The 20,492-nt window shown below is 69.4% G+C and carries 17 protein-coding genes; 9 read left to right on the forward strand and 8 right to left on the reverse strand.

Translation table 11 applies throughout. From position 1 onward, the window contains the following. Nucleotides 1-6 precede the first annotated feature (6 nt). The 4 genes from MTS1_RS16360 (at nucleotide 7) to MTS1_RS13070 (ending at nucleotide 3,250) form a co-directional block, all read left to right on the forward strand. The gene (locus MTS1_RS16360) at nucleotides 7-1,605 is read left to right on the forward strand and encodes a DUF4041 domain-containing protein (RefSeq protein WP_023954733.1); all 1,599 of its coding nucleotides are present in this window, start codon (nucleotides 7-9) and stop codon (nucleotides 1,603-1,605) included. 24 nt (nucleotides 1,606-1,629) lie between these two features. After that, nucleotides 1,630-1,998: an SdpI family protein gene (locus MTS1_RS13060; RefSeq protein ID WP_023954735.1), complete on the forward strand. Its 369-nt coding sequence runs from the start codon at nucleotides 1,630-1,632 to the stop codon at nucleotides 1,996-1,998. Beyond that, nucleotides 1,995-2,546 carry a GNAT family N-acetyltransferase gene (locus MTS1_RS13065; protein WP_023954737.1) on the forward strand — a complete coding sequence of 184 codons (552 nt, stop codon included), beginning with the start codon at nucleotides 1,995-1,997 and terminating at the stop codon, nucleotides 2,544-2,546. The genes MTS1_RS13060 and MTS1_RS13065 overlap by 4 nt, the downstream gene beginning before the upstream one ends. Nucleotides 2,547-2,782: 236 nt before the next feature. Continuing rightward, nucleotides 2,783-3,250 (forward strand): DUF805 domain-containing protein, encoded by a 468-nt coding sequence (locus MTS1_RS13070; protein WP_023954739.1) that lies wholly within the window; start codon nucleotides 2,783-2,785, stop codon nucleotides 3,248-3,250. A gap of 12 nt (nucleotides 3,251-3,262) precedes the next feature. On the opposite strand, the gene MTS1_RS13075 is transcribed toward MTS1_RS13070, so the two are convergent. Further along, entirely contained in the window at nucleotides 3,263-3,742 is a 480-nt protein-coding gene (locus MTS1_RS13075) for a DUF2087 domain-containing protein (protein ID WP_023954741.1), read from the reverse strand. Nucleotides 3,743-4,378: 636 nt separating this feature from the next. Then, nucleotides 4,379-5,086 (reverse strand): FadR/GntR family transcriptional regulator, encoded by a 708-nt coding sequence (locus MTS1_RS13080; RefSeq protein ID WP_023954743.1) that lies wholly within the window; start codon nucleotides 5,084-5,086, stop codon nucleotides 4,379-4,381. A 273-nt stretch (nucleotides 5,087-5,359) separates the two neighbouring features. Here MTS1_RS13080 and MTS1_RS13085 point away from each other — a divergent pair, with 273 nt between their 5' ends. The 5 genes from MTS1_RS13085 (at nucleotide 5,360) to MTS1_RS13105 (ending at nucleotide 11,190) form a co-directional block, all read left to right on the forward strand. Next, on the forward strand, nucleotides 5,360-7,051 hold the full coding sequence (locus tag MTS1_RS13085; protein WP_305079930.1) for a 2-isopropylmalate synthase: 1,692 nt from the start codon (nucleotides 5,360-5,362) through the stop codon (nucleotides 7,049-7,051). 4 nt (nucleotides 7,052-7,055) lie between these two features. Beyond that, the gene (locus tag MTS1_RS13090) at nucleotides 7,056-7,799 is read left to right on the forward strand and encodes an SDR family oxidoreductase (protein WP_023954747.1); all 744 of its coding nucleotides are present in this window, start codon (nucleotides 7,056-7,058) and stop codon (nucleotides 7,797-7,799) included. Nucleotides 7,800-7,883: 84 nt separating this feature from the next. Next, nucleotides 7,884-8,468, forward strand: coding sequence for a helix-turn-helix domain-containing protein (locus tag MTS1_RS13095; protein ID WP_023954749.1), 585 nt, complete (start codon nucleotides 7,884-7,886; stop codon nucleotides 8,466-8,468). Beyond that, nucleotides 8,465-9,760 carry an MFS transporter gene (locus MTS1_RS13100; RefSeq protein ID WP_023954751.1) on the forward strand — a complete coding sequence of 432 codons (1,296 nt, stop codon included), beginning with the start codon at nucleotides 8,465-8,467 and terminating at the stop codon, nucleotides 9,758-9,760. The genes MTS1_RS13095 and MTS1_RS13100 overlap by 4 nt, the downstream gene beginning before the upstream one ends. A gap of 62 nt (nucleotides 9,761-9,822) precedes the next feature. Further along, nucleotides 9,823-11,190 (forward strand): alpha-amylase family glycosyl hydrolase, encoded by a 1,368-nt coding sequence (locus MTS1_RS13105; RefSeq protein WP_023954753.1) that lies wholly within the window; start codon nucleotides 9,823-9,825, stop codon nucleotides 11,188-11,190. Nucleotides 11,191-11,282: 92 nt separating this feature from the next. Here the strand turns inward: MTS1_RS13105 and MTS1_RS13110 are convergent, their stop codons facing one another. The 6 genes from MTS1_RS13110 to MTS1_RS13135 form a co-directional block, all read right to left on the reverse strand. After that, nucleotides 11,283-14,690: an error-prone DNA polymerase gene (locus MTS1_RS13110; protein WP_023954755.1), complete on the reverse strand. Its 3,408-nt coding sequence runs from the start codon at nucleotides 14,688-14,690 to the stop codon at nucleotides 11,283-11,285. After that, nucleotides 14,690-16,231 (reverse strand): DNA polymerase Y family protein, encoded by a 1,542-nt coding sequence (locus tag MTS1_RS13115; protein ID WP_023954757.1) that lies wholly within the window; start codon nucleotides 16,229-16,231, stop codon nucleotides 14,690-14,692. Before MTS1_RS13115 ends, MTS1_RS13110 begins: the two co-directional genes overlap by 1 nt. 1 nt (nucleotide 16,232) lies before the next feature. Beyond that, complete coding sequence (locus MTS1_RS13120) at nucleotides 16,233-16,934, reverse strand: hypothetical protein (RefSeq protein ID WP_023954759.1); 702 nt, start codon at nucleotides 16,932-16,934, stop codon at nucleotides 16,233-16,235. Nucleotides 16,935-17,040: 106 nt separating this feature from the next. Then, nucleotides 17,041-17,841, reverse strand: coding sequence for a hemerythrin domain-containing protein (locus MTS1_RS13125; RefSeq protein ID WP_199485029.1), 801 nt, complete (start codon nucleotides 17,839-17,841; stop codon nucleotides 17,041-17,043). Nucleotides 17,842-17,980: 139 nt separating this feature from the next. After that, nucleotides 17,981-19,684 (reverse strand): endo-1,4-beta-xylanase, encoded by a 1,704-nt coding sequence (locus MTS1_RS13130; protein ID WP_023954763.1) that lies wholly within the window; start codon nucleotides 19,682-19,684, stop codon nucleotides 17,981-17,983. A 52-nt stretch (nucleotides 19,685-19,736) separates the two neighbouring features. Further along, nucleotides 19,737-20,492, reverse strand: coding sequence for an ABC transporter permease (locus MTS1_RS13135; RefSeq protein ID WP_023954765.1), 756 nt, complete (start codon nucleotides 20,490-20,492; stop codon nucleotides 19,737-19,739).

Raw genomic sequence — 20,492 nt, forward strand, 5'->3', positions numbered from 1 at the left:
AACGACGTGACCGATCGCACTTCTCCGCCGCCCGCATCGTGGTATCCCGACCCGGGTGGAGTATACGAGAGCCGCTACTGGGACGGCGCTACCTGGACGGACCACATCGTGATCGATGGGGTTCAAACGCGCGAGCAGGTCCGCGAAACACCCGACAGGGCCGCGACCACGCCCGGCCAGCCCACGACACGGCGTGCGGCCCGTGAATCGACGGTCAGCGAATCAGTGAGCGGTGACATGCCCGCTGCGGGCGGGCAGGTCGGCGCACCCCTCCTTGATGAAGCTGCGCCCGCCATCGCGCAACAGCCGAGCGCGCCTCTCGCCCCGCAGGAACTCTCCCCGGCTCGGCCAACACTGCCGCAGAAGGTCCCGTTCTTTGGTGCCCGCAAGTTCGCTCAGGACCTCCAAGCAGAGAACGCCCGCCTCGAGGAACTCATCGCTCGCTACGGCCTCCGAGAGCTTGCCGACTTGGACGCGGCGAAGGTGAGCATTCAGGCGGAGACCACGCGGGCGGAAGCGGATCTTGACCGCGCTCGTTCCGGTGCCTTCGCGGCCCACCAGGAGAAGGCATCGGTAGCCGCCCAGGTCATCGACCTCCGCAATCAGATCGAGCTGCAGGAGTTCGGACTCTTCGATTTCGAGCACCCCGCGGAAAGCTCAGTAGCACTAGCGACCGAGCTCGAGTCCGTGCGCAGTGAGATCAAGAGCAAGATCAAGGCCGGCGGGGCCACGCAGGCTACGCAGAACTTCACGTTCAACAACAGCGCCGCCAAGGGAAGAAAGTTCGTCGCCGACATGTCGAAGCTTCTTCTGCGGGCCTACAACGCCGAGGCTGAGAACTGCGTCAAGACAGTTCGAGCAGGCAACCTCGAGGCCGCCCGCAAACGTCTCTCGACAGTCGTCGATCAGGTCGAGCGTCTTGGCAAGATGATCGACCTGCGCATCACTCCCCGGTACCACCGGCTTCGACTGCGCGAGCTCGAACTTGCGAGCCGTCACCTACAGGCGGTCCAGGCCGAGAAGGAGCTCGAGCGCGCACGACGCGAGGAACTGCGAGAGCAGAAGAAGGCCGAGCAGGAGCTCGCGCGGGAGAAGGAGCGGCTGCAGAAGGAGCGCTCGCATTACGCAAACGCGCTCGCGACCCTCGAGGCGAAGGGTGACCTCGAAGGGGCGCAGCGCATTCGCGAAAAGCTCGACGATGTTGAGAACGCGATCGAGAACGTTGACTACCGTGCCGCAAACATTCGAGCCGGTTACGTTTACGTGATCAGCAACATCGGTGCTTTCGGACCCGACGTCGTGAAGATCGGACTCACGCGACGGCTCGACCCCATGGACCGGGTGAACGAGCTCGGGGACGCGTCCGTGCCGTTCCGATTCGACGTGCATGCGCTGTTCTTCGCCGATGACGCTGTTGCGATCGAGTCCATGCTGCACCAGCAGTTCGCTGAGCAACGACTGAACAAGGTGAACTTGCGACGAGAGTACTTCCGCGTGACACCCGAAGACGTACTCAAAGCGCTGAACGAGCATCACGTCGAGGTCCTCGAGTACACCCTGGATCCGGTCGCAGCCGAGTATCGAAGCTCCATCGCCGTCGCCTGAACCCGCCTCGATAGGGTCAAAGGGATGGAAGCCGAGATCATCCCCCGCATCGTCCTGTTCGTCACGATGGGCGGCGCAGGAGCTCTGCTGATCTGGATGGCGCGGGCCGCGGCATCCGGAAAGCTCAAGCGGAACTCCCTCGCGGGCATCCGCACCCCCGCCACGATGGCCAACGACGACGCGTGGCTCGCCGCCCACGTGCGTTCGAAAGGGGCGACACTCCTCACCGGCTACCTGTCCGTCGCGATCGGGGTGATCTCGCTTGTGCCCATGCCTCCGGCAGCACTCGGGATCATGGTGCTCGTGGGCGCCGCGCTCATGGTCATCGTGATGATGTGGGGAACGCGCGTCGGCATCAAAGCGGCGCTGGCGGCGACCGAGGCAGCGCGGTGACACCAGCGACCACCGAGATCGACCTGTACGACGACGTCGTCTTGCGCTCGCTGCGCCTAGAGGATGCCGCGGCTCTCGCCGAGGCCTACCGCGTGAACTCCGAGCACCTCGCGCCATTCGAGCCGATCCGCTCGAACGACTTCCGTACCGAGTCGGGGCAGCGGACCGAGATCGCCGCGCTCATCGCGAGCCGCGAGGCCGGCACCGCTCTGCCTCTCGTCCTCGCCCACGGCTCGCGAATCGTCGGACGGGTCACGCTCTCGGGCATCGTCCGCGGGGCGTTCCAAAGCGGGAACCTCGGCTACTGGATCGACCAGCGCTACGCGGACCACGGCCTCATGACCGCTGCGGTGAACGAGATCTCACGTCTCGCGGCGAATGAACTCCAGCTGCACCGCATCCAGGCCGGCACGCTCGTCGACAACGTCGCCTCGCAGACCGTCTTGAGAAAGTGCGGCTTCGTCGAGTTCGGACTCGCGCCAGAATACCTGCTCATCGCCGGTCGCTGGCAGGACCACCGACTGTTCCAGAGGATCCTCGAGCCCTGAGGTCCGGGCGACCGCGAAACATACCCACCTGGCGCTTCGCGCCCACTCGCGGCGTCGATAGCGGCGTGACCTGACAAAGCGAATCGCATCGACCGCCGCAGCGGAGAGGCGGAGATCGTAGCGATCGCACATGCCCGCTGTCACGACGCGCAACACGACTCACGGCCGAAATACCGGTACGGGAGGATGAGGCGCGCCATCCCGGCGCGACCCGTCGCGTCACCCTGGAGGATCCCGTGTCTTACGCCGCCCCGCAGCCCGCCGCCTCGAACGTCGACCCGCTCTCGCAGCCCCTCTACGGCGCGAGCTTCGGCCAGGCCTTCAGCCGCTTCTGGAAGAAGTACGCCACCTTCACCGGTCGCGCAAGCCGCAGCGAGTTCTGGTGGTGGTACCTCGCGGCCGCCGTCGTGACCGCCGTGCTCTACATCATCGCCGGCATCCTGGGATTCTCCGGTGCCACCTACGACTCGATGACCGGCGCGGTCGTGCCCGGCCCGCTGTTCGGCATCGGCGCGCTGCTCATCGCTGTCTGGCACCTGGCGACGCTGGTTCCCACGATCGCCCTCTCGTGGCGTCGCCTGCACGACGCGAACCTCGCGGGGCCGTTCTGGTTCCTCAGCCTGGTCGCCGGCATCGGGGGCCTGGTCGTGCTGGTGCTCTGCGTGCTCCCCTCGAACCCCGCGGGAGCTCGCTTCGACCGCTGACCGCAGCCTAAATCACTCCGGGCGGTCGGCGAGCCAGTACAGCGCTCCGTCGGCCGTCCGCTCGAGCACACCGGTGTCGACGGCGTGACGCCGGAAGAACGCAGCATCCGTCACGAACATGCTCAGCCGCTCGTTGAGCGCCGACTCGGCGACTCGTTCGCCCTCGCCGACGACTCGGCGGGCCACGGCCGCCACAGCGGGGTCGAGCTCGTCCAGCGCGAGATCACCGGCTGAGATCCGCGAGCCCTGCAGCACCGCCAGCGGGCTGAGCTGAGCGTCGAGCGCGGCGAGCGCCTCATCCAGAAAGCTCTCGCTCAGCCGCACGCCGCCATCCGCCCGCTCGGCGACGCCGCTGCGAACGAACGCCTCAGACTGCTCCCGCGCGGATGCCGCCGGCGTCGGCCCGATCAGCTCAGCGAAGGCCACGCGCAGGCGCGGACTGCGAAGCATCATGACGAGGGAGCGGATCGGACGCAGCGACGAAGCAGACATCCCTCGATCCTCACCGACCACAGCGCGCGCATCAAGGCGACGAGCTGACCGCGCAGCGCGGGCCATCGGATGTCTGACCTGTCACCTCGAGCCCCCTCACTGCGCCAGAAGGGGCCAGAGCTGACAGGTGGATCCCGAGAGAGCAGAAGCCCAGGCGCGTGCGAACTCGCGCAGCTGGGGGCGTGCACCCAGACCGCGCTTCACCCGGCACCTCGCGCCCCTTCACAGCGCCGGGAGGGGCCACAACTGCCAAGTGAACCGACGCGTACGCGTCGTGCGAGCTCGCGCGGCGCAGGGAGACCACGCTTCACCTGACACCTCGCGCCCCTTCACAGCGCCAGAAGGGGCCACAGCTACCAAGTGAACCAACGCATACGGGAGCGAACTCGCGCAGCCCAGACAGACCGCGCTTCACCCGGCACCTCGCGCCCCTTCGCAGCGCAAGAAAGGGCCGCAGCTGACAGCTGAACCGACGCACACGCGAGCGAACTCGCGCAGCCCAGGGAGGCCACGCTTCACCTGACACCTCGCGCCCCTTCACAGCGCCAGGAGGGGCCGCAGCTGCCAAATGAACCGCCTCGCCCGCTACTACACGCCGACCTCACGTGCGCAGGCATCGCGCCGGGCCCGGCGCACTCAGGCTGCCAACTGATCCAGCAGCGAGATCAGGTGCGTACGGGTCAGCGCTGCCGCGCGCTCACCATCGCGATCGGCGATCGCGTCGGCGATGCGCTCGTGCACCTCGTGGTCCGCGTCGCCGGCATCCACACTGGCACCCGCACCCGCACCAGCACCCCCGCGCCCGCCCCGCGCCCGCAGCATCGCGATCATGGCCTCGCGGCTGCGCGGGGTGAAACCGTCGAACATCTCGAGCAGCAGCGGATTGTGCGACGCGGCGACGATGACCCGGTGGAACGCGGCATCCGTGTCGACGTGCTCCTCGATATCCGAACGGTGGGCGGCGCGCCGATCCAACGCGGCACGGAGCGCCCGCACCTCGGCCGGGGTCCGGCGCACGGCGGCGAGCGCCGACGCTTCGACCTCGATCGCGAGGCGAGCTTCGATCACGGCACGGATGTCGGCCCGTCCGACGACGCGCGACCAGTCCTCGGGGGCGTCGAGCGCGGCGACGAAAACTCCCGCGCCCTGGCGTGAGGTCAGCACCCCGCGCCCGGCGAGCTGGCGAATAGCCTCGCGGACGGTCGAGCGACCGACGCCGAGCTGCGGCGCGAGGGTCGTCTCCCCCGGCAGCTTCGCACCCAGCGCCCACTCCCCCGCACGTATCCGCGAGAGCAGCAGCTCGGCGGCCTGGTCGGCGAGGGGTTCCCGTCGGACGGTGGTCATACCCACATCCTCTCATCGATCAGGCAACACCTCAGCTTGTCTGAGGAGTTGTGCTAGCGTCTGGGTCATGCTCGATCGTCACGACCTCCTTCTTCGCCGCCACGGCGGGGCCTAGCCAGACCGGCTCCCCGCCGTGGAGCCTCCCCGCGCCGGTCTCCCCTACCGACCAATGCGAGAAGACCCATGACGATCCACGCCTCCACCCGCCTCTCCACGCCCGCGGGCCCCGTCCCCGCCGATGCGCCCCTCTGGAATCGGCAGCGCCAGTCGCAGATGCGGTCGCACCGGTACCGTGACGCGTTCGCGCGCGTCGACATCCCGGCAGCAGATGAGGCGACCCAGCGCAGCTGGCCCGCCAACCGCCTCACTGCGGCACCGCTGTGGGTGCCCGTCGACCTCCGTGACGGCAACCAGGCCCTCGCCGAACCCATGGATCCCGAGCGCAAGCGTCGCTTCTTCGAACTGCTCGTGACGATGGGCTACAAGGAGATCGAGGTCGGCTACCCCTCCGCCTCGCAGACCGACTACGACTTCGTGCGGCTGATCGCCGAGACCGATCTCGCCCCCGACGACGTCACGATCGTCGTGTTCACGCCCGCACGACGCGACCTGATCGAGCGGACGGTCGCATCGATCCGCGGCATCCGCAACGAGGTCGTCATCCACATGTACACGGCTACCGCACCGGTGTGGCGGGATGTCGTGCTGGGGCGCGACCGCACCGAGCTGGCAGAGCTCATCATCGCGGGAGGTGAGGACGTGCTGCGCCTCGCGGGCGACTCGCCGAACATCCGCCTCGAGTTCTCGCCCGAGGTGTTCAACCTGACCGAGCCCGACTATGTACTCGAGGTCTGCGACGCGATGACGACCCTGTGGGATGCCGCGCCCGCGCGCCCCGTCATCCTGAACCTCCCCGCCACCGTCGAGATCGCGACACCGAACGTGTACGCCGACCAGATCGAGTACATGCATCGAAACCTCGCCCGTCGCGATTCGGTGATCTTGTCGGTCCACCCGCACAACGACCGCGGCACCGGCATCGCCTGTGCCGAGCTGGCCGTACTCGCCGGGGCCCAGCGCGTCGAAGGATGCGTCTTCGGCAACGGCGAGCGCACCGGCAACGTCGACATCGCCACGCTCGCGCTCAACCTGCATGCACAGGGCGTCGACCCCATGATCGACTTCTCCGACATCGATGAGATCCGGCGCACCGTCGAGTACTGCAACCGCATCGAGATCCACCCGCGGCATCCGTACGTCGGAGACCTCGTGCACACGGCCTTCAGCGGCACGCACCAGGACGCCATCAAGAAGGGCTTCGCCGAGCACCGCGAACGTGCCGCCGCGCTCGGGCGCGACGAGCGCGAGATCGACTGGCGAGTGCCCTATCTGCCGATCGATCCCGCCGACCTGGGGCGAAGCTATGACGCCGTCATCCGCGTGAACTCGCAGTCGGGCAAAGGCGGCGTCGCGTACCTGCTCGAGACGGCGTACGGCATCGAACTGCCACGGCGCTTCCAGATCGAGTTCGCCCGGCACGTGCAGCGACACACGGATGCCGGCGGCGGCGAGGCCACGGCGAGCGAGCTGTGGGAGCTGTTCCGGACGACCTATCTCGGCGACATCACGACCGGCCCGCGGCTGACGCGCTACGACTCGACGGATGCCGGCACCGAGATCACCCTCACCGTCGACGGGGTCACGCACACCGGCGAGCACCCCGGAGTCGGACCCCTCGAGGCGCTCACGGCCGCCCTCGCCGAGCACGGGATCGCCATCGAGGTGCTCAGCCTGCACCAGAGCAGCATCGGCAGCGGCACCGATACCGACGCCCTGACCCTCGTCGAGTACCGTGACGGCTCCGGCGTGGTCGCCTGGGCCGCCGGCTCGAACCGATCCGTGCTCGCTGCCACTCTCGACGCGATCATCCGCGCCGCGCAGAGGTCGGCCGAAGCGTCATACTGACCTCGTGAGGATCGCGATCGCCGGCAGCACCGGCACCGTCGGCAAGCTCGTCCACAGCATCGCCACCGAACGCGGACATGACGTCGTCGCGCTCGCGCGCAGCAACGGTCATGACCTCGAGCATGCCTCGCTCCCACCGTCGGTGCTGGACCGTGTCGACACGATCGTCGACGTCAGCGGCATCCAGACGCTCTCGCGGCATCGCTCGCGGCGGTTCTTCGAGAGCGTGTCAGCCAACCTGCAACAGGCGGGAACGGCCGCCGGAGTCGGGCACCTCGTCGCGCTCTCGATCGTCGGCATCGACGGGGTGGATGCCGCCTACTACGGCGGGAAGCTGGCGCACGAACGGGCCGTGCAGCGCGGGGCGCTCCCCCACACGCTGCTCCGCGCTGCGCAGTTCCACGAGTTCGCCGAGCAGACGCTTGTCCGCGGAAAGATGGGTCCGATCACCGTCGTGCCGGCCGCCCGGGTACGCCCGATCGCTGCACGCGAGGTCGCCGAGCACCTCGTCACGCTCGCGGAGGGCGAGCCGGTCGGCCGGGCGCGCGACCTGACCGGGCCGCGCGACGAGCTGCTCATCGACATGGTGCGAGCGCTGCTCGATGCCCGCGGCATCCGCCGCACCACGATCGAGATGCGCCTGCCGGGATCGTTCGGTCGCGCGATGTCGTCGGGGCGCCTGCGCGGGCACGCGAACGCCGAACGCGGCACCGTCACGTTCGCGGAGTGGCTCGCAGCGCAGAGCTGAGGCGTCTGTCGCACCTCGCCCGCCGCATCCGATAAAGCACAAGACTTGTTGCGCAATGCTCCTTGTGCATCTAGCGTTGCGGTTATGACCTCTGCTGACCGCTCCGCCTCACGACTCGAGACCGCTGCCGCCATGCGCGTGCTGGCACACCCGACCCGACTGCGGCTGCTCGGCCTCCTGCGCGAGAACGGACCGCAGACGGCGGCTCAGCTCGGCGAGGTCGTCGACGAAGCGCCGGGCACGATCAGTTACCACCTGAGCAAACTCGCCTCGATCGATCTCATAGAGCCCGCCGAGCCGCGCAGCGCCGACCAGCGCGAGCGCTGGTGGCAGGCCGCCGCCGCCGAGACGACGTGGGAACCGGCCGAACACCTCGACGACCCAGCCCAACGCGCTGCCTCATCGGCGCTGGAGAAGTCGATCGCGCAGATCTACGCCGCCCGCTACAGCGAATACGTCGACGCGATGCCGACCCTCCCCGCCGAATGGGTCGCCGCCGGCACCACCGGTGACCGCACGCTACGACTCACGCTCGACGAGCTGGCCGCGATGCGCTCCGAACTCGAATCGCTGATGCACCGGTGGCAAGAAGCGAGCGCGCGGCACGACGACGCAGACGAGACCACCGCACCGGTCGCCCTCGTCTACCAGGCCTACCGCCGGCCATGACCACGACCGACTCCCCTGTCCGTTCGGCCGATGCGACGCACCGGCGCGCAGCATCCCGCGCCCTCTACGCCCTTCTGTCGGCGCACGCGATCTCGCAGACGGGCAACGTCATCACGGCCTTCGCCATCCCCTTCTACGTCCTGGCCACGGGCGGCTCGGGCGTCGAGGTCGGGCTGGCCGCGTTCGCCGCGACCGCGCCCGTCATCGTGGGAGGCGTGTTCGGCGGGGTGGTCATCGACCGCATCGGCGGCCGTCGCACCGCGATCGTCGCCGACATCGTGAGCGGTGTGACGGTTCTCGCGATCCCCGCGCTCGCGCTCACGGTGGGCCTGCCCTTCTGGGCTCTGCTGGCGCTCGTCTTCACGAGCGGCGTGCTCGACACCCCCGGACAGATCGCGCGCCGGGTCATGCTGCCCGAGCTCACCGAGACCGCCCGCGTCCGCATCGAGCGGAGCGTCGGGCTCCTCGACGGCTCGGAGCGCCTCTCCAAGCTCATCGGCGCATCCGTCGCCGGCGCACTCGTCGCCCTCCTCGGACCGATGGCGGCGCTCGTCACGAACGCTGTCGCGTTTCTCATCTCGGCTGCGATCACCCGCCTGATGGTCCCGGCAACGACAGTGCGAATGGCCGCCGACGGCGACACGGATGCTGCAGCCCGGCGCTCGTACTGGCGCGAGCTGCGTGACGGGTTCCGGTTCGTCGTGCGTGATCCGCTCATGCGCCTCATCGTCGGCATGGTGCTCATCACCAATCTGCTCGATGCTGCCCGCAGCGCCTCGCTGATGCCTCTCTACGCGAACGCCGAGCTCGGCGGCGCCGGAGCCCTCGCCGTCATCGTCGCCGTCATGGGAGGGAGCGCGCTCATCGGCAACGTCGCGTTCGGCTTCATCGCGCACAGGATGCCGCGGCGCGTGACCTTCGCGCTGTGCTTCCTCGTCGCCGGCGGCCCGTCCAGCGCGGTGTTCGCCCTCGGCGCGCCGTTCCCGGTGCTCGTCGCCGCCGCCGGCATCTCGGGGCTCGCGGCCGGCGCGCTGAACCCGATCCTCGGCGCAGTACAGCTCGAACGCGTCCCGGCGCCCATGCGCGGTCGCGTCTTCGGTCTGATCAACGCCGGCACGTGGGCAGGGGTCCCGCTCGGCGCGCTGCTCGGCGGCATCGCCGCCGATGGCCTCGGTCTCTTCGCGTCGTTCGGCATCGTCGCGATCATCTACACCGTGGTCACGACGGCACCCCTCGCGGGCGGAGCTTGGCGGCTGATGGAACGGCGCCCGAACGAACAGACGGCACTCTAGGCCCCAGCGCCGCGTCTCGCACGTCGTTCCCTATCCGGCATCCGCTCGTGTTGACTGCCGGGATGAGCAATTGGGCCGAGACCGTCATGTGGTGGCACGTGTACCCGCTGGGATTCACGGGAGCACCGATCCGGCCGGACCTCTCCGACGCGCAGGCGGACGCTGCCGGCGCGGACCAGCCCGTCGATCACCGGCTCGGCCGTATCGAGGCGTGGCTCGACCATGCCGTCGAGCTCGGGCTCAACGGGCTGCTGCTCGGGCCGGTGTTCGCGTCGAGCACGCACGGCTACGACACGACCGATTACTTCCGCATCGACGCGCGGCTGGGCGACGGGCTCGATCTCGACCGCCTCATCGCGGCCGCCCACGACCGCGGCATCCGGGTGCTGTTCGACGGTGTCTTCAACCACGTGGGACGCGAGCATCCGGCCTTCGAAGCTCTCGAGGAACGGGGCCCGGAGGCTGACACCGCCGACCTCTTCCGCGTGCGGTGGGACGGCTGGCAGCCCGGTGTGCCGGTGGACGCCGACGTCTTCGAAGGGCACGACGCCCTCGTGACACTGAACCACGACTCACCCGCCGTCGCCGACCTCGTGGTCGAGGTGATGACCCACTGGCTCGGACGGGGCATCGACGGATGGCGACTGGATGCCGCCTACGCCGTGCCTCCCGCGTTCTGGGCTCGGGTGCTGCCGCGGGTTCGCGCCGAGTATCCCGAGGCGTGGTTCCTCGGCGAGGTCATCCACGGCGACGCCGCTCGCATCGTCGAGGAGTCGACGATCGACGCGCTGACGCAGTACGAGCTGTGGCAGGGCATCTGGCACGGCATCGCCGACCGCAACCTGTTCGAGCTGAAGCACGCGATCGAGCGGAACAACGAGCTCCTGTCGGTCTTCGCTCCGCAGACCTTCGTCGGCAACCACGACGTCACGCGGATCGCCTCGGCGGTCGGCCCCGACCTGATGCCGCACGCACTGGCGGTGCTGTTCACGGTGGCAGGCGTGCCGTCGGTGTACGCGGGCGATGAGTACGGCTACGAAGCGGTGAAGGAGGAACGTCTCGGCGGCGACGACGCGGTGCGCCCCGAGTTCCCCGACGCGCCGCCCGCTCCCGAGTCGCTGCCCGAGAGCGCGCAGCACATCCTCCGCACGCATCAGCAGCTCATCGCCGTGCGCCGGCAGCATCCCTGGTTGCATCGCGCCCACACCGACGTGATCCATATCGACAACACCGCGATGGTGCTGCGGACCGCGACGGGAACGGATGCCGTCGTCACGGCGCTCAACGTCGGCGACGCACCGGTGACCGTGCCGGTCGCCGACGCGACACAGGTGCTCGCCGGATCGCTGGCCGACGACATCGACAGGCGCGCCGGCGAGGCATCCCTTTCCCCGCGCGGCTGGGCAGTGCTATCGGGTACCCCCGCCTGACCCGCGACCCGACCCAGATGGCGGTTCTCCCCCACGCGTGACGACAGTTCGCGTCGGCTCGCATCGGGTTCGGGTCGCGCGGTGGCGCCGGCTCAGCGGAAGTCTCGTGACTGATGCCTCACCCCCACCCGCAGGTCTTCGAAGGCGTCGGCGAGGATGTTCACGACTCCCTCGTTGGACCGCTCCAGGATGCCGCGGACGATGAGCGCCGGGCTGTCGCGCACGACCCGCCGGTAGCGGTGCCACATGCCCGTCGAGCAGATGACGTTCATCAGTCCGTGCTCGTCCTCGAGGTTGAGGAACGTGATGCCGGATGCCGTCGCCGGCCGCTGCCGGTGGGTGACGAGCCCGGCGATCTCCACGCGGCGTCCGGTCTCGTGCTGACGCAGGTCGTTCGCGGTGAGCACCCCGCGCGCGTCGAGCTGCGAGCGGTAGTGGGTCATCGGATGATCGTCGGGTGAGATGCCCGTGGCCCACAGGTCGGAGGCCAGCACGTCGTAGCTCGACTGGTCGGTGAACAGCGGCGGCTGCACGGCGATGAGCGAATCGGGCAGGTACTCGATGCGGTCCTGCGCGGCCGACCCCGCCAGCCAGATGGCCTCGCGGCGAGTGTGCCCGAAGCACTCCAGCGCTCCCGCGGTCGCGAGCGCTTCGAGCTGCGTCGTGTCGGCGCCGGTGCGGCGCACCAGGTCGCGCATGTCGCGATAGGGACCGGATGCCTCGCGCTCGGCGACGATCCGCTCGGCGAACCTCTTGCCGATGCCGGTGACCGCGGCGAGCCCCAACCGCACGGCCAAGCCGCCGTCGCGACGATGGGCCGCCGACTCGTCGGGGGCGTTGATGTCGAAGACCGGCACCGGAGGCTGCTCGCCGAGGCAGCTGTCGAGCCCCGTCGGCCCCGGCCGCCCCGCCTCACCCGACACGGATTCGAGCACGGCTTCGGCCCCCGAGAGCTGCAGATCGGGGCGCCGCACCTCGACCCCGTGACGGCGGGCGTCGGCCGCCAACGTCGCCGGCGAGTAGAAGCCCATCGGCTGAGCCCGCAGCAGCCCGGCGAGGAACGCCGCCGGGTAGTGCAGCTTGATCCACGAGCTGGCGTAGACGAGCAGCCCGAACGACAGCGAGTGGCTCTCGGCGAAGCCGAAGTTCGCGAACGCCTGGATCTTCGCGTAGATGTCGTCGGCGGCATCCCCCACCAGGCCGTTCTCAGCCATGCCCTCGTAGAGCTTCTGCTTGAGCGAGTCGATGCGTTCGATGCCGCGCTTGGAGCCCATCGCGCGACGCAGCAGGTCGGCGTCCTCGCCCGACAGCCCGCCGATGACCATGCCCATCTGCATGAGCTGCTCCTGGAAGACCGGCACCCCGAGCGTGCGTTCGAGCACGGGCTTGAGCTTCTCGTGCGGATACGTCGTCTTCTCGTACCCGAGCTTGCGGCGCACGTACGGGTGCACGGCGCCGCCCTGGATGGGTCCCGGCCGGATGAGGGCGATCTCGATCACGAGGTCGTAGAACCGGCGCGGCTGCAGGCGCGGCAGCAGGCCCATCTGCGCGCGGGACTCGACCTGGAACACCCCGATCGAGTCGGCCCGGCACAGCATGTCGTAGACGGCCGCTTCTTCCTTCGGCAGCGTCGACAGCTCGAACCTCTCCCCCGTCGCCCCCTCGATGAGGTCGAAGCAGTACTGCAGCGCGGCGAGCATGCCGAGGCCGAGCAGATCGAACTTCACCAGGCCCATCCAGGCGGCGTCGTCTTTGTCCCATTGGATGACGGTGCGGTCCTGCATCCGGGCGTGCTCGATCGGCACGACCTCACCGACGGGACGATCGGTCAGCACCATGCCGCCCGAGTGGATGCCCAGGTGCCGGGGAGCCTTCAGCAGCTCGGCGGCGTAGCTGAGCACCCGCTCGGGGATGTCGTGGTCGGGGCCCGTGTCGAGGGTCGCACCCCAGCGTTCGACCTGCTTCGACCAGGCGTCCTGCTGTCCCGGGGAGTGCCCGAGGGCCTTCGCCATGTCGCGCACGGCGTTCTTGGGCCGGTACTGGATCACGTTCGCCACCTGCGCCGCCCGCTCGCGACCGTAGGTGGCGTAGACCCACTGGATGATCTCCTCGCGCCGGTCGGAGTCGAAGTCGACGTCGATGTCGGGCTCCTCCTCGCGGAGGGCCGAGAGGAAGCGCTCGAACGGCAGCCGGTAGTAGATCGAGTCGATCGCGGTGATGTCGAGCAGGTAGCAGACGGCGCTGTTCGCGGCCGAACCACGCCCCTGGCAGAGGATGCCGCGACGCCGCGCCTCTTGCACGATGCCGTGGACGATGAGGAAGTACCCCGGGAAGTCCTTCTGTTCGATGACGGCGAGCTCTCGCTCGATGCGGTCGCGGTCTTCGGCCGGCAAGTTCGGGTACTTGCGCGGCACGGCTTCCCACACGAGGTGCCGCAGCCACGTCATCGGCGTGTGCCCCTCGGGAACGGGAAGCTTCGGCAGGGCGGGCTTGGCACGGCGCAGCGGGAAGGCGAGCTCGTCGGCGAGTTCGACGGTGCGCGCGACGGCGCCGGGGAACCGGCGGAAGCGCCGCGTCATCTCGGCGCCCGACCGCAGGTGCGCGCCCGCATGCGAGGGCAGCCACCCGTCGAGCTCGTCGAGCCCGCGATTGGCCCGCACCGCCGCGATCGCCGCGGCGAGGTGGGCGCGCTCGGGCACGGCGTAGTGCACGTTGTTCGTCGCGAGGATCGGCAGACCCCGCTCACGGGCGAGGCCGGCGAGGATGTCGTTGTGCCGCGAGTCGAGCGGCTCGCCGTGGTCCAACAGCTCGACCTCGACGGCATCGCGCCCGAACCGGTCGACCAGGGCGTCGAGCTCGGCGGCGGCGGCATCCGGTCCGCGCTCGATGAGCGCCCGGCGCACTGCTCCCTTGCGGCATCCGGTGAGGACGCTCCATTCGCCTCCGGCGATGTCGGCCAGATCGTCGAGCCGGTAGCGAGGCTTGCCCTTCTCCGCTCCGGCGAGCTGCCCCTGGGTGAGCGCGCGCGCCAGCCGGTGGTAGCCCTCTTCGCCGCGGGCGAGGACGAGCAGATGCTCCCCCGGCGGGTCGGCCTCGTTGCGCGCGGCGCCGACGCGCTGCGGCAGATCGAGCGACAGCTCCGCCCCGAACACGGTCTTCACCGCCAACTGCTCGGCGGCTTCGGCGAAGCGGACGATGCCGTAGAACCCGTCGTGGTCGGTGACGGCGAGAGCGTGCAACCCCAGCCGTTCGGCCTCTTCGGCCAGCTCTTCGGGCGATGAGGCTCCGTCGAGGAACGAGTACGACGTGTGCGCGTGCAGCTCGGCGTACGGCACCGCGTTCTCAGGACGCTCGATCCTCGGCGCCGAGTACTTTCCGCGCTTGCGCGACCACGCGGGACTGTCGCCGCCGTCGGCACCCGCCGGCGCGCTCGGGGCACGGTTGCCGCTGAGCAGTCGTTCCATCTCGGACCACGGCACCGAGGGGTTGTTGAAGCCCATCAGTCGTACCGCCCCTCGACCGACCATTCGCCGCCGTCGCACACCAGCAGCCACGCGGTCTGGGTGGCATCGACCATCTGGAAGCGGTGGGCATGGCGCGCTCGCGCGGCATCCCACGCCCGCTCGACCACCGGCCACGGCCCCGCCCACGAGCGGATGCCGCGCGACCCGGTCGATGACACGAGCGCCGCCGGGATCGCCGTCAGCTCGCCCCGCCCGTCGACGGCCACCATGTCACCCTCCCGATCGACGACCGCCAGCGGCAGCGCCCGCTCGAAGACCGTCGCGGGGAGCGGATCGGGCAGGCTTCCCGGCCATGGCCGCTCGCGCGAGCTCGTCACCGGACGGTCGCCCCACGGCACGAGCACCTGCCGCTCGGCGAGCCAGCGCCCGCCGCCGACAACCGGGGTCACGACGCCCGTGTGACCGAGCATCGCCTGGACGCGCGACAGGGCGTGGTGCACCCGCTGCTCGGGACCGGAACCGAACAGCGAGACGGCGTGGTGGGATGCCGCATCCACCGCTTCGGGCTCGATCTTGACCCGAGCCACACCGCTGGTGAGCTTGCCGCTCTCGGCCAGCTGCCAGCGCACCCGGTCGACGACGGCGGCGGCGTCGAAGGTGCCGGGGTGAAGCCACACGCGGTTGCTCGTCTCGCCCCGGTCGCCGGTGAGAATGACCCGCAGCTCGGTGCACACGAGATCGACCGCGCCGAGTCCGGAGACGAACTCCTCGGCCGCGACCCTCATGCCGAACGCGACCTGATCGGCCAGCTCGAGAGGAGGTTCGAACGAGACCTCGCGGTGGAGCTCGGGCGGCGGGGTGCGCGGGGTCACCGGGCGTGAATCGGCACCGGAGGCGAGGCCGTGCAAGCGCGCGCCGCGGGGGCCGAAGCGTTCGACCAGTCGTTCGGGTTCGATCGCGGCGAGGTCGCCGAGGGTCTGCACGCCGAGCCGGGCGAAGAGGTCGACGGAGTCGTCGTCGAGCACGGCGATCGTCAACGGAGCGAGGAACTCCGCCGAGCGCCCGGCTTCGACCACCCGGATGGGCCGGTCGGGGCGGGTGCTCATCCGGGCCGCCTGCTGCGCGGTGAAGGGTCCGTCGGCGACACCGGCCCGCACGTCGAGGTCGCCCTCGGCCACCGCGGCCAGCAGCGCGCCGGCGGCCTCGGTCTCACCGCCATAGAAACGCGCGGGGCCGCGCACACGCAGCGCGCAGAGCCCCGCCTCGAGCACCTGCACTCCCGGCGCCATCTCTTCGAGGCGCGCCACGATCGGCGCGAACTCCCGGTGATCGCGCACCGCATCCGCGTCGGCCACCTGCAGCGCGGGACATCGGGCCTGCGCGTCACGGCGACGCTGCCCACGTGCGACGCCGTCGGCACGCGCGGCCGCTGAACACGCGATGACCACGCCTTTCTCGAAGACCGCGATCGGCGCGTTCGGATCGCCGCCGCTTTCGCGCACGAACGCCACGACCGGCCAGTCGGGCACCCACACCACGAGACTGCGTACCGGCGCCGTCGCCTCCTGCTCCCCCACGTCAGACCGCCCGTCGCATCGGGATCGGCTCGACGACCGGGCCGCCCGCGAGAGCCCGCTCGTGCGGCGCGGCCGAGATCGCGCCATCGGGCGCGGGCAGCAGCATCCGCGCCGATCGGGGAACCGGGAACCGCCGGCTCGACACGGTGACCGTCAGCTCGCGGTCGCTGAGGTAGCCGTCACCGTCGCCCAACCCCGACCACCGCGGATCGGTGACGTCGAGCATCGCCTCGGTCTGCGGCCACGGCCCCTGCACGAGCAGCACCGTTCCGCGGTCGCGCAGCCGCCCGGCGAGCTTGGCGATGTCGGAGTCTTTCGCCCGCTCGGGCGGACGCACCGCGACGACGGGAAGGACGTCGGCGATCGTCGCGGTGACGGCGAGCCACCGGGCTCCCGGATCGGGGATCAGCACGACGCGGGACAGGTCGACCCCGGCGTGCTCCGCCGCTTCGGCCCCGAAGCCCGGCATCCCGACCACACCGCACCACGACCCGGTCTGCGACGGCTGGGCGAGCAACGCGAACAGCAGCGAGGACGACGAGCCGAGCGAATAGGCGGCGCCGGGCCGCAGCCCCCGCCCGGGCAGCAGTCCGGCCAGGGCAGGATGGGTCGGCAGCACCGGAGCATCGAGGCGGCGCCCCTGCATCCGCTCCATCTGCGCGCGCAGTCGCTGCACGTCCTCGGCGGCAGCGGGATTGCGCATGATCGACCTCACTCAGCAAGGGTAGAACATATGTTCTAGACCATCAATGTCGAGATCGAAGATACGACCGACTTCCGACATTCGCGCCGACGAGTGCGCTCCGTAGTCAGCGTCGCCGCCGCACCAGCCCGACTGTCACGGCGACGCCCACGGCGGCGAGGACGACGACAGGCACGACCGGCGAGATTTCTCGGCCGGCTCCCCGGCTGGTGGAGGCGTCCTCACCCCGTTGCAGGATCGGCAGTCGCTCCACAGCGTGAGAAGCACGCGCCAATCCCTGACTGAGCGCTCGCAGCGATCCGTCCGCGCCACCCCGCCCCAGCCGCGCCGCGTCGAGGCGGTCTCGTGACCGATCGAGGATCGACAGCGGAAGCGCCGCGAGGACGTTTCCCGGTGGCCGCCGGGCAACGATCGGGTGAGCCCTCGTCGGAGCCACACGGCGCACCAATTCCCACGCCAGGCCGAGCATGCGCAGGCGCCGCACCGAAACCCGCTCCTGCAGGCGAGGGAACAGCTCGTCCTCCTCATCGCGCACGTCCTCACGCAGCACCTCAGCCAGACGCTTCAGTACTGCCTCCCGTTCGGCCGTTCCCAGCTCGAGGTGCTCGAGACGGGTGACGAGATCGTTCACCTCCTGGTGCTCCTGCTCGACTTCGAGCGTGAGCTGCTCGCCATCGGGTAGCACGCGGCGCATGAGGGGCCACAGCACGGACTCCTCCGCGAACGCGTGCGGGAAGACCAGCCGGTAGAGGTCGAGGAGGACGGGCAGCTGCTCCTCGTGCGATGACACCGCGAGGCGGTCGAGCAACGAGTCCAACTCGACGTGATCGTCGCGCTGCAGGACGAGAACGCTCATGCGTCCCCCGAGCTCCCGCACACTCTGATCGGCGACCGATCTCATTGTCATCGTCATCCTCCCCGTTCGTGGCGACGGGCGGCGCTCGTCCGTCGGGCGCACGATAAGCAGGGGCGCGAGCGTCACCTCAGGGGGTGGACAGGGCAAGACGCGGCCGATAGATGCCCCCGCGCAGGGATGACGCGCGAGGTCAGCCCGCGAGCACTTCTCTCATCGCGGCGTACGCGGGCGTCGGCTTCCCCTCTGCGAAGAGGAAATCATGAGCCTGCTGCACCTCGCCGTCGTCATCGATCCACCAGTCGTACTCGTCGTCCACTCCCCACGTCGTGTATGAGACGCAGGCGTCGGATCCGAGGCAGGTCGAGAGCACGGTGGCGTACTGCTCCGCCTGCGCCTCCTGACCGTCGCCATCAGTAACGTCGTTCTCGGAGATGCGCACGACGAGTCCAGCATCCTCGAACGCATCGAGCGTCGTGTCGAGATCGGCGGCGGAGATGGCATCGGTGTCGAGGTGATAGACGTGAGCCTGAAGACCCACGCCGTCGATGTATCCGCCCTGCTCGTTCGTGTCGAGAGCGAGCTGGCGCAGGGCGTCCTGCCGAGGACCCGGCACGTCGGCACCGTTTTCGTTGATGAACTGCTTCACGTCCGGGTCGGCATCGTGAACCGCGCGCGACACGACCACCGGGTAAGCGGGCCCGAAGACACGGAACCAGATGTTCTCCTGCAGGTCGGTCCCCTGGTCGACGTCGAACGGTTCGTTGACGACGTCGAGCGAATCGAGACGACCCGCGAAGTGCGTCACGACGGTACCCACGTAATCGAGCAGAGCTTCAGCGCTCGCCCGTCGCTCCTCTTCGGTGCCGGTGGGGAGGTCCTGCATCCACCGCGGCATGGCTTCGGTGAAGGCGATGGTGTGACCGTGAACCGCGATTCCCTTGCTCTCCGCGAAGTCGAGGAGAGCGTCGGCCTCCGCGAATGAGTATTCACCCTGCCGCGGAGAGAGCGCCTGCGGCTTCATGGCGTTCTCCGGGGTGAGTCCGCCGAACTCGCCGACGAAGTCCGCCGCGTAGTCCTCGTCCGAGGCCAACGGCCCGAGCGCGACGGCCGCGCCGATGACGAACCCGGGCCGCAAGCGAGCAGCGAGCGCCTGCAGCCCATCCGCGGACGGTTCCGCGTCGGCGGCAGCAGGAAGGGCGGTCGCCAGTGATGCGCGCCCCGGCGCCGTGGCGACGAAGGAGCTGACCGTGAACGACCCGCCGTCGCTGGTCAACCCGAACCACAGCTCGCCAGAGGTGAAGACGTCGGCGAGCGCCAAGGATGACACCGTCGCGCCGCCGCTCGCGATCTCGAGCCGATCACCAGAGCGATGCACGGAGATCTCCGCCTCCGGGTCGTCGATCGTCACCTGCTCGATCCGCGCGGGTTGAGGGTCGGTCACATCCTGCGGCGCCGAACCATCGAAGATCGCGATCTGGAGGTCGTCGCCGCGAAGCGTGAGCTGCAGCCCCGCGGGCTCGATGCGGAATTCGTCGGCGATCACCGGCGGGCTGTCGTAGACGGCCAGCGTGGCGTCGGATGTCACGTTCTCGAACGACACGCGGAGCGAGAAATCCTCCGGCACGACTAGGTGCGTTCCCATGAGGTTGACCGGAGGATCGGGCTGGCCCCCACCGCCGTCCTGTTCGACGATGCTCCTGCCGGTCGCCGTAACCTGCAGCGCATCCGCCTCAACGGTGACCCCGGGAACGCTCCGCCAATCCTGCCGCAGCAGGTCGACCGTGGTGCCGCGCTCCGACAGCCCGTCCGTCGGACTGCATCCGGTCAAGACGAGGAGGATCATCGCAATGGTCGACACGGCAGACACGCGCGCGATCTCGCGGAGATGCCCCATGACATGAAGGTAGCGAAGATCACGACCTCATCGCGGCGGCGGGCACAACGGGTCACACATCACGCGTTCTGAGGACGAGAAGAGCGGCGAGCGTCGTCCATAGCGTGAAGATCGCCATGATCCCGAGTCCCACCAGCGGCGGCATCCCGCTCGTCGTCACGACAGCGTACGAGGCCTGGCCCGCCGTCGTGGGCCAGTAGGTACCCGCGAACTCGCCGATGACCCCGGGCATCCCCGGGGCGAGAGCGGGCACGAGAAGCGCGACGGTCACGATGATCGCGAGCGCACCGGAAGAGCTTCGCGTGATGATGCCGAATCCGAGGCCGAGGACGGCCGTGAGGACGAGGTACACGATCGCGCAGACGATAGCCCGAACAGTGTCAGGGTCGTCGAGCGCCGCCACAGGCAGAGCGGCCGCCGTGAGCGCTGCCTGCGTGGCACCGAAGCTGCCCGCTACTGCTGCGACCGCCGCGACCGAGCCGACGAGCGCCGAGACTCCCAGTTTCGAAGCCAGGAGGGCCCCGCGCCGGGGAGCGATAGCGAGGCTCGTGATGATCTGCCCCGAGCTGTATTCACTGGTGATGGCCTGCGATCCGATGGTCGCGAGGAGGATCTGTCCGACCAGGATGCCCTTGAAGCTGATGCCGGTGGGGTCGAAATCGGAAGGGAGTGTGGCCTGCCAATCAGCCACGAGCCCACTCACCCCCAGCAGGCTGACCATCACCGTCACGACGACTGCCGAGGCAGCGAGGATCCAGGTGCTGTGGACACTGCGGGCTTTGATCCATTCGGAAGCGAAGAGGTTCAT

The sequence above is a fragment of the Microbacterium sp. TS-1 genome, assembly GCF_000509385.1.
Lineage (GTDB): Bacteria > Actinomycetota > Actinomycetes > Actinomycetales > Microbacteriaceae > Microbacterium > Microbacterium arborescens.

Bases quoted from the DNA above. Each gene is read 5' to 3' on its own strand.
- MTS1_RS13060 (WP_023954735.1), top strand. From the start codon at position 1,630: ATGGAAGCCGAGATCATCCCCCGCATCGTCCTGTTCGTCACGATGGGC.
- MTS1_RS13075 (WP_023954741.1), bottom strand. From the start codon at position 3,742: ATGTCTGCTTCGTCGCTGCGTCCGATCCGCTCCCTCGTCATGATGCTT.
- MTS1_RS13080 (WP_023954743.1), bottom strand. From the start codon at position 5,086: ATGACCACCGTCCGACGGGAACCCCTCGCCGACCAGGCCGCCGAGCTG.
- MTS1_RS13085 (WP_305079930.1), top strand. From the start codon at position 5,360: ATGCGGTCGCACCGGTACCGTGACGCGTTCGCGCGCGTCGACATCCCG.
- MTS1_RS13095 (WP_023954749.1), top strand. From the start codon at position 7,884: ATGACCTCTGCTGACCGCTCCGCCTCACGACTCGAGACCGCTGCCGCC.
- MTS1_RS13100 (WP_023954751.1), top strand. From the start codon at position 8,465: ATGACCACGACCGACTCCCCTGTCCGTTCGGCCGATGCGACGCACCGG.
- MTS1_RS13105 (WP_023954753.1), top strand. From the start codon at position 9,823: ATGAGCAATTGGGCCGAGACCGTCATGTGGTGGCACGTGTACCCGCTG.
- MTS1_RS13110 (WP_023954755.1), bottom strand. From the start codon at position 14,690: ATGGGCTTCAACAACCCCTCGGTGCCGTGGTCCGAGATGGAACGACTG.
- MTS1_RS13120 (WP_023954759.1), bottom strand. From the start codon at position 16,934: ATGCGCAATCCCGCTGCCGCCGAGGACGTGCAGCGACTGCGCGCGCAG.
- MTS1_RS13125 (WP_199485029.1), bottom strand. From the start codon at position 17,841: ATGACAATGAGATCGGTCGCCGATCAGAGTGTGCGGGAGCTCGGGGGA.
- MTS1_RS13130 (WP_023954763.1), bottom strand. From the start codon at position 19,684: ATGGGGCATCTCCGCGAGATCGCGCGCGTGTCTGCCGTGTCGACCATT.
- MTS1_RS13135 (WP_023954765.1), bottom strand. From the start codon at position 20,492: ATGAACCTCTTCGCTTCCGAATGGATCAAAGCCCGCAGTGTCCACAGC.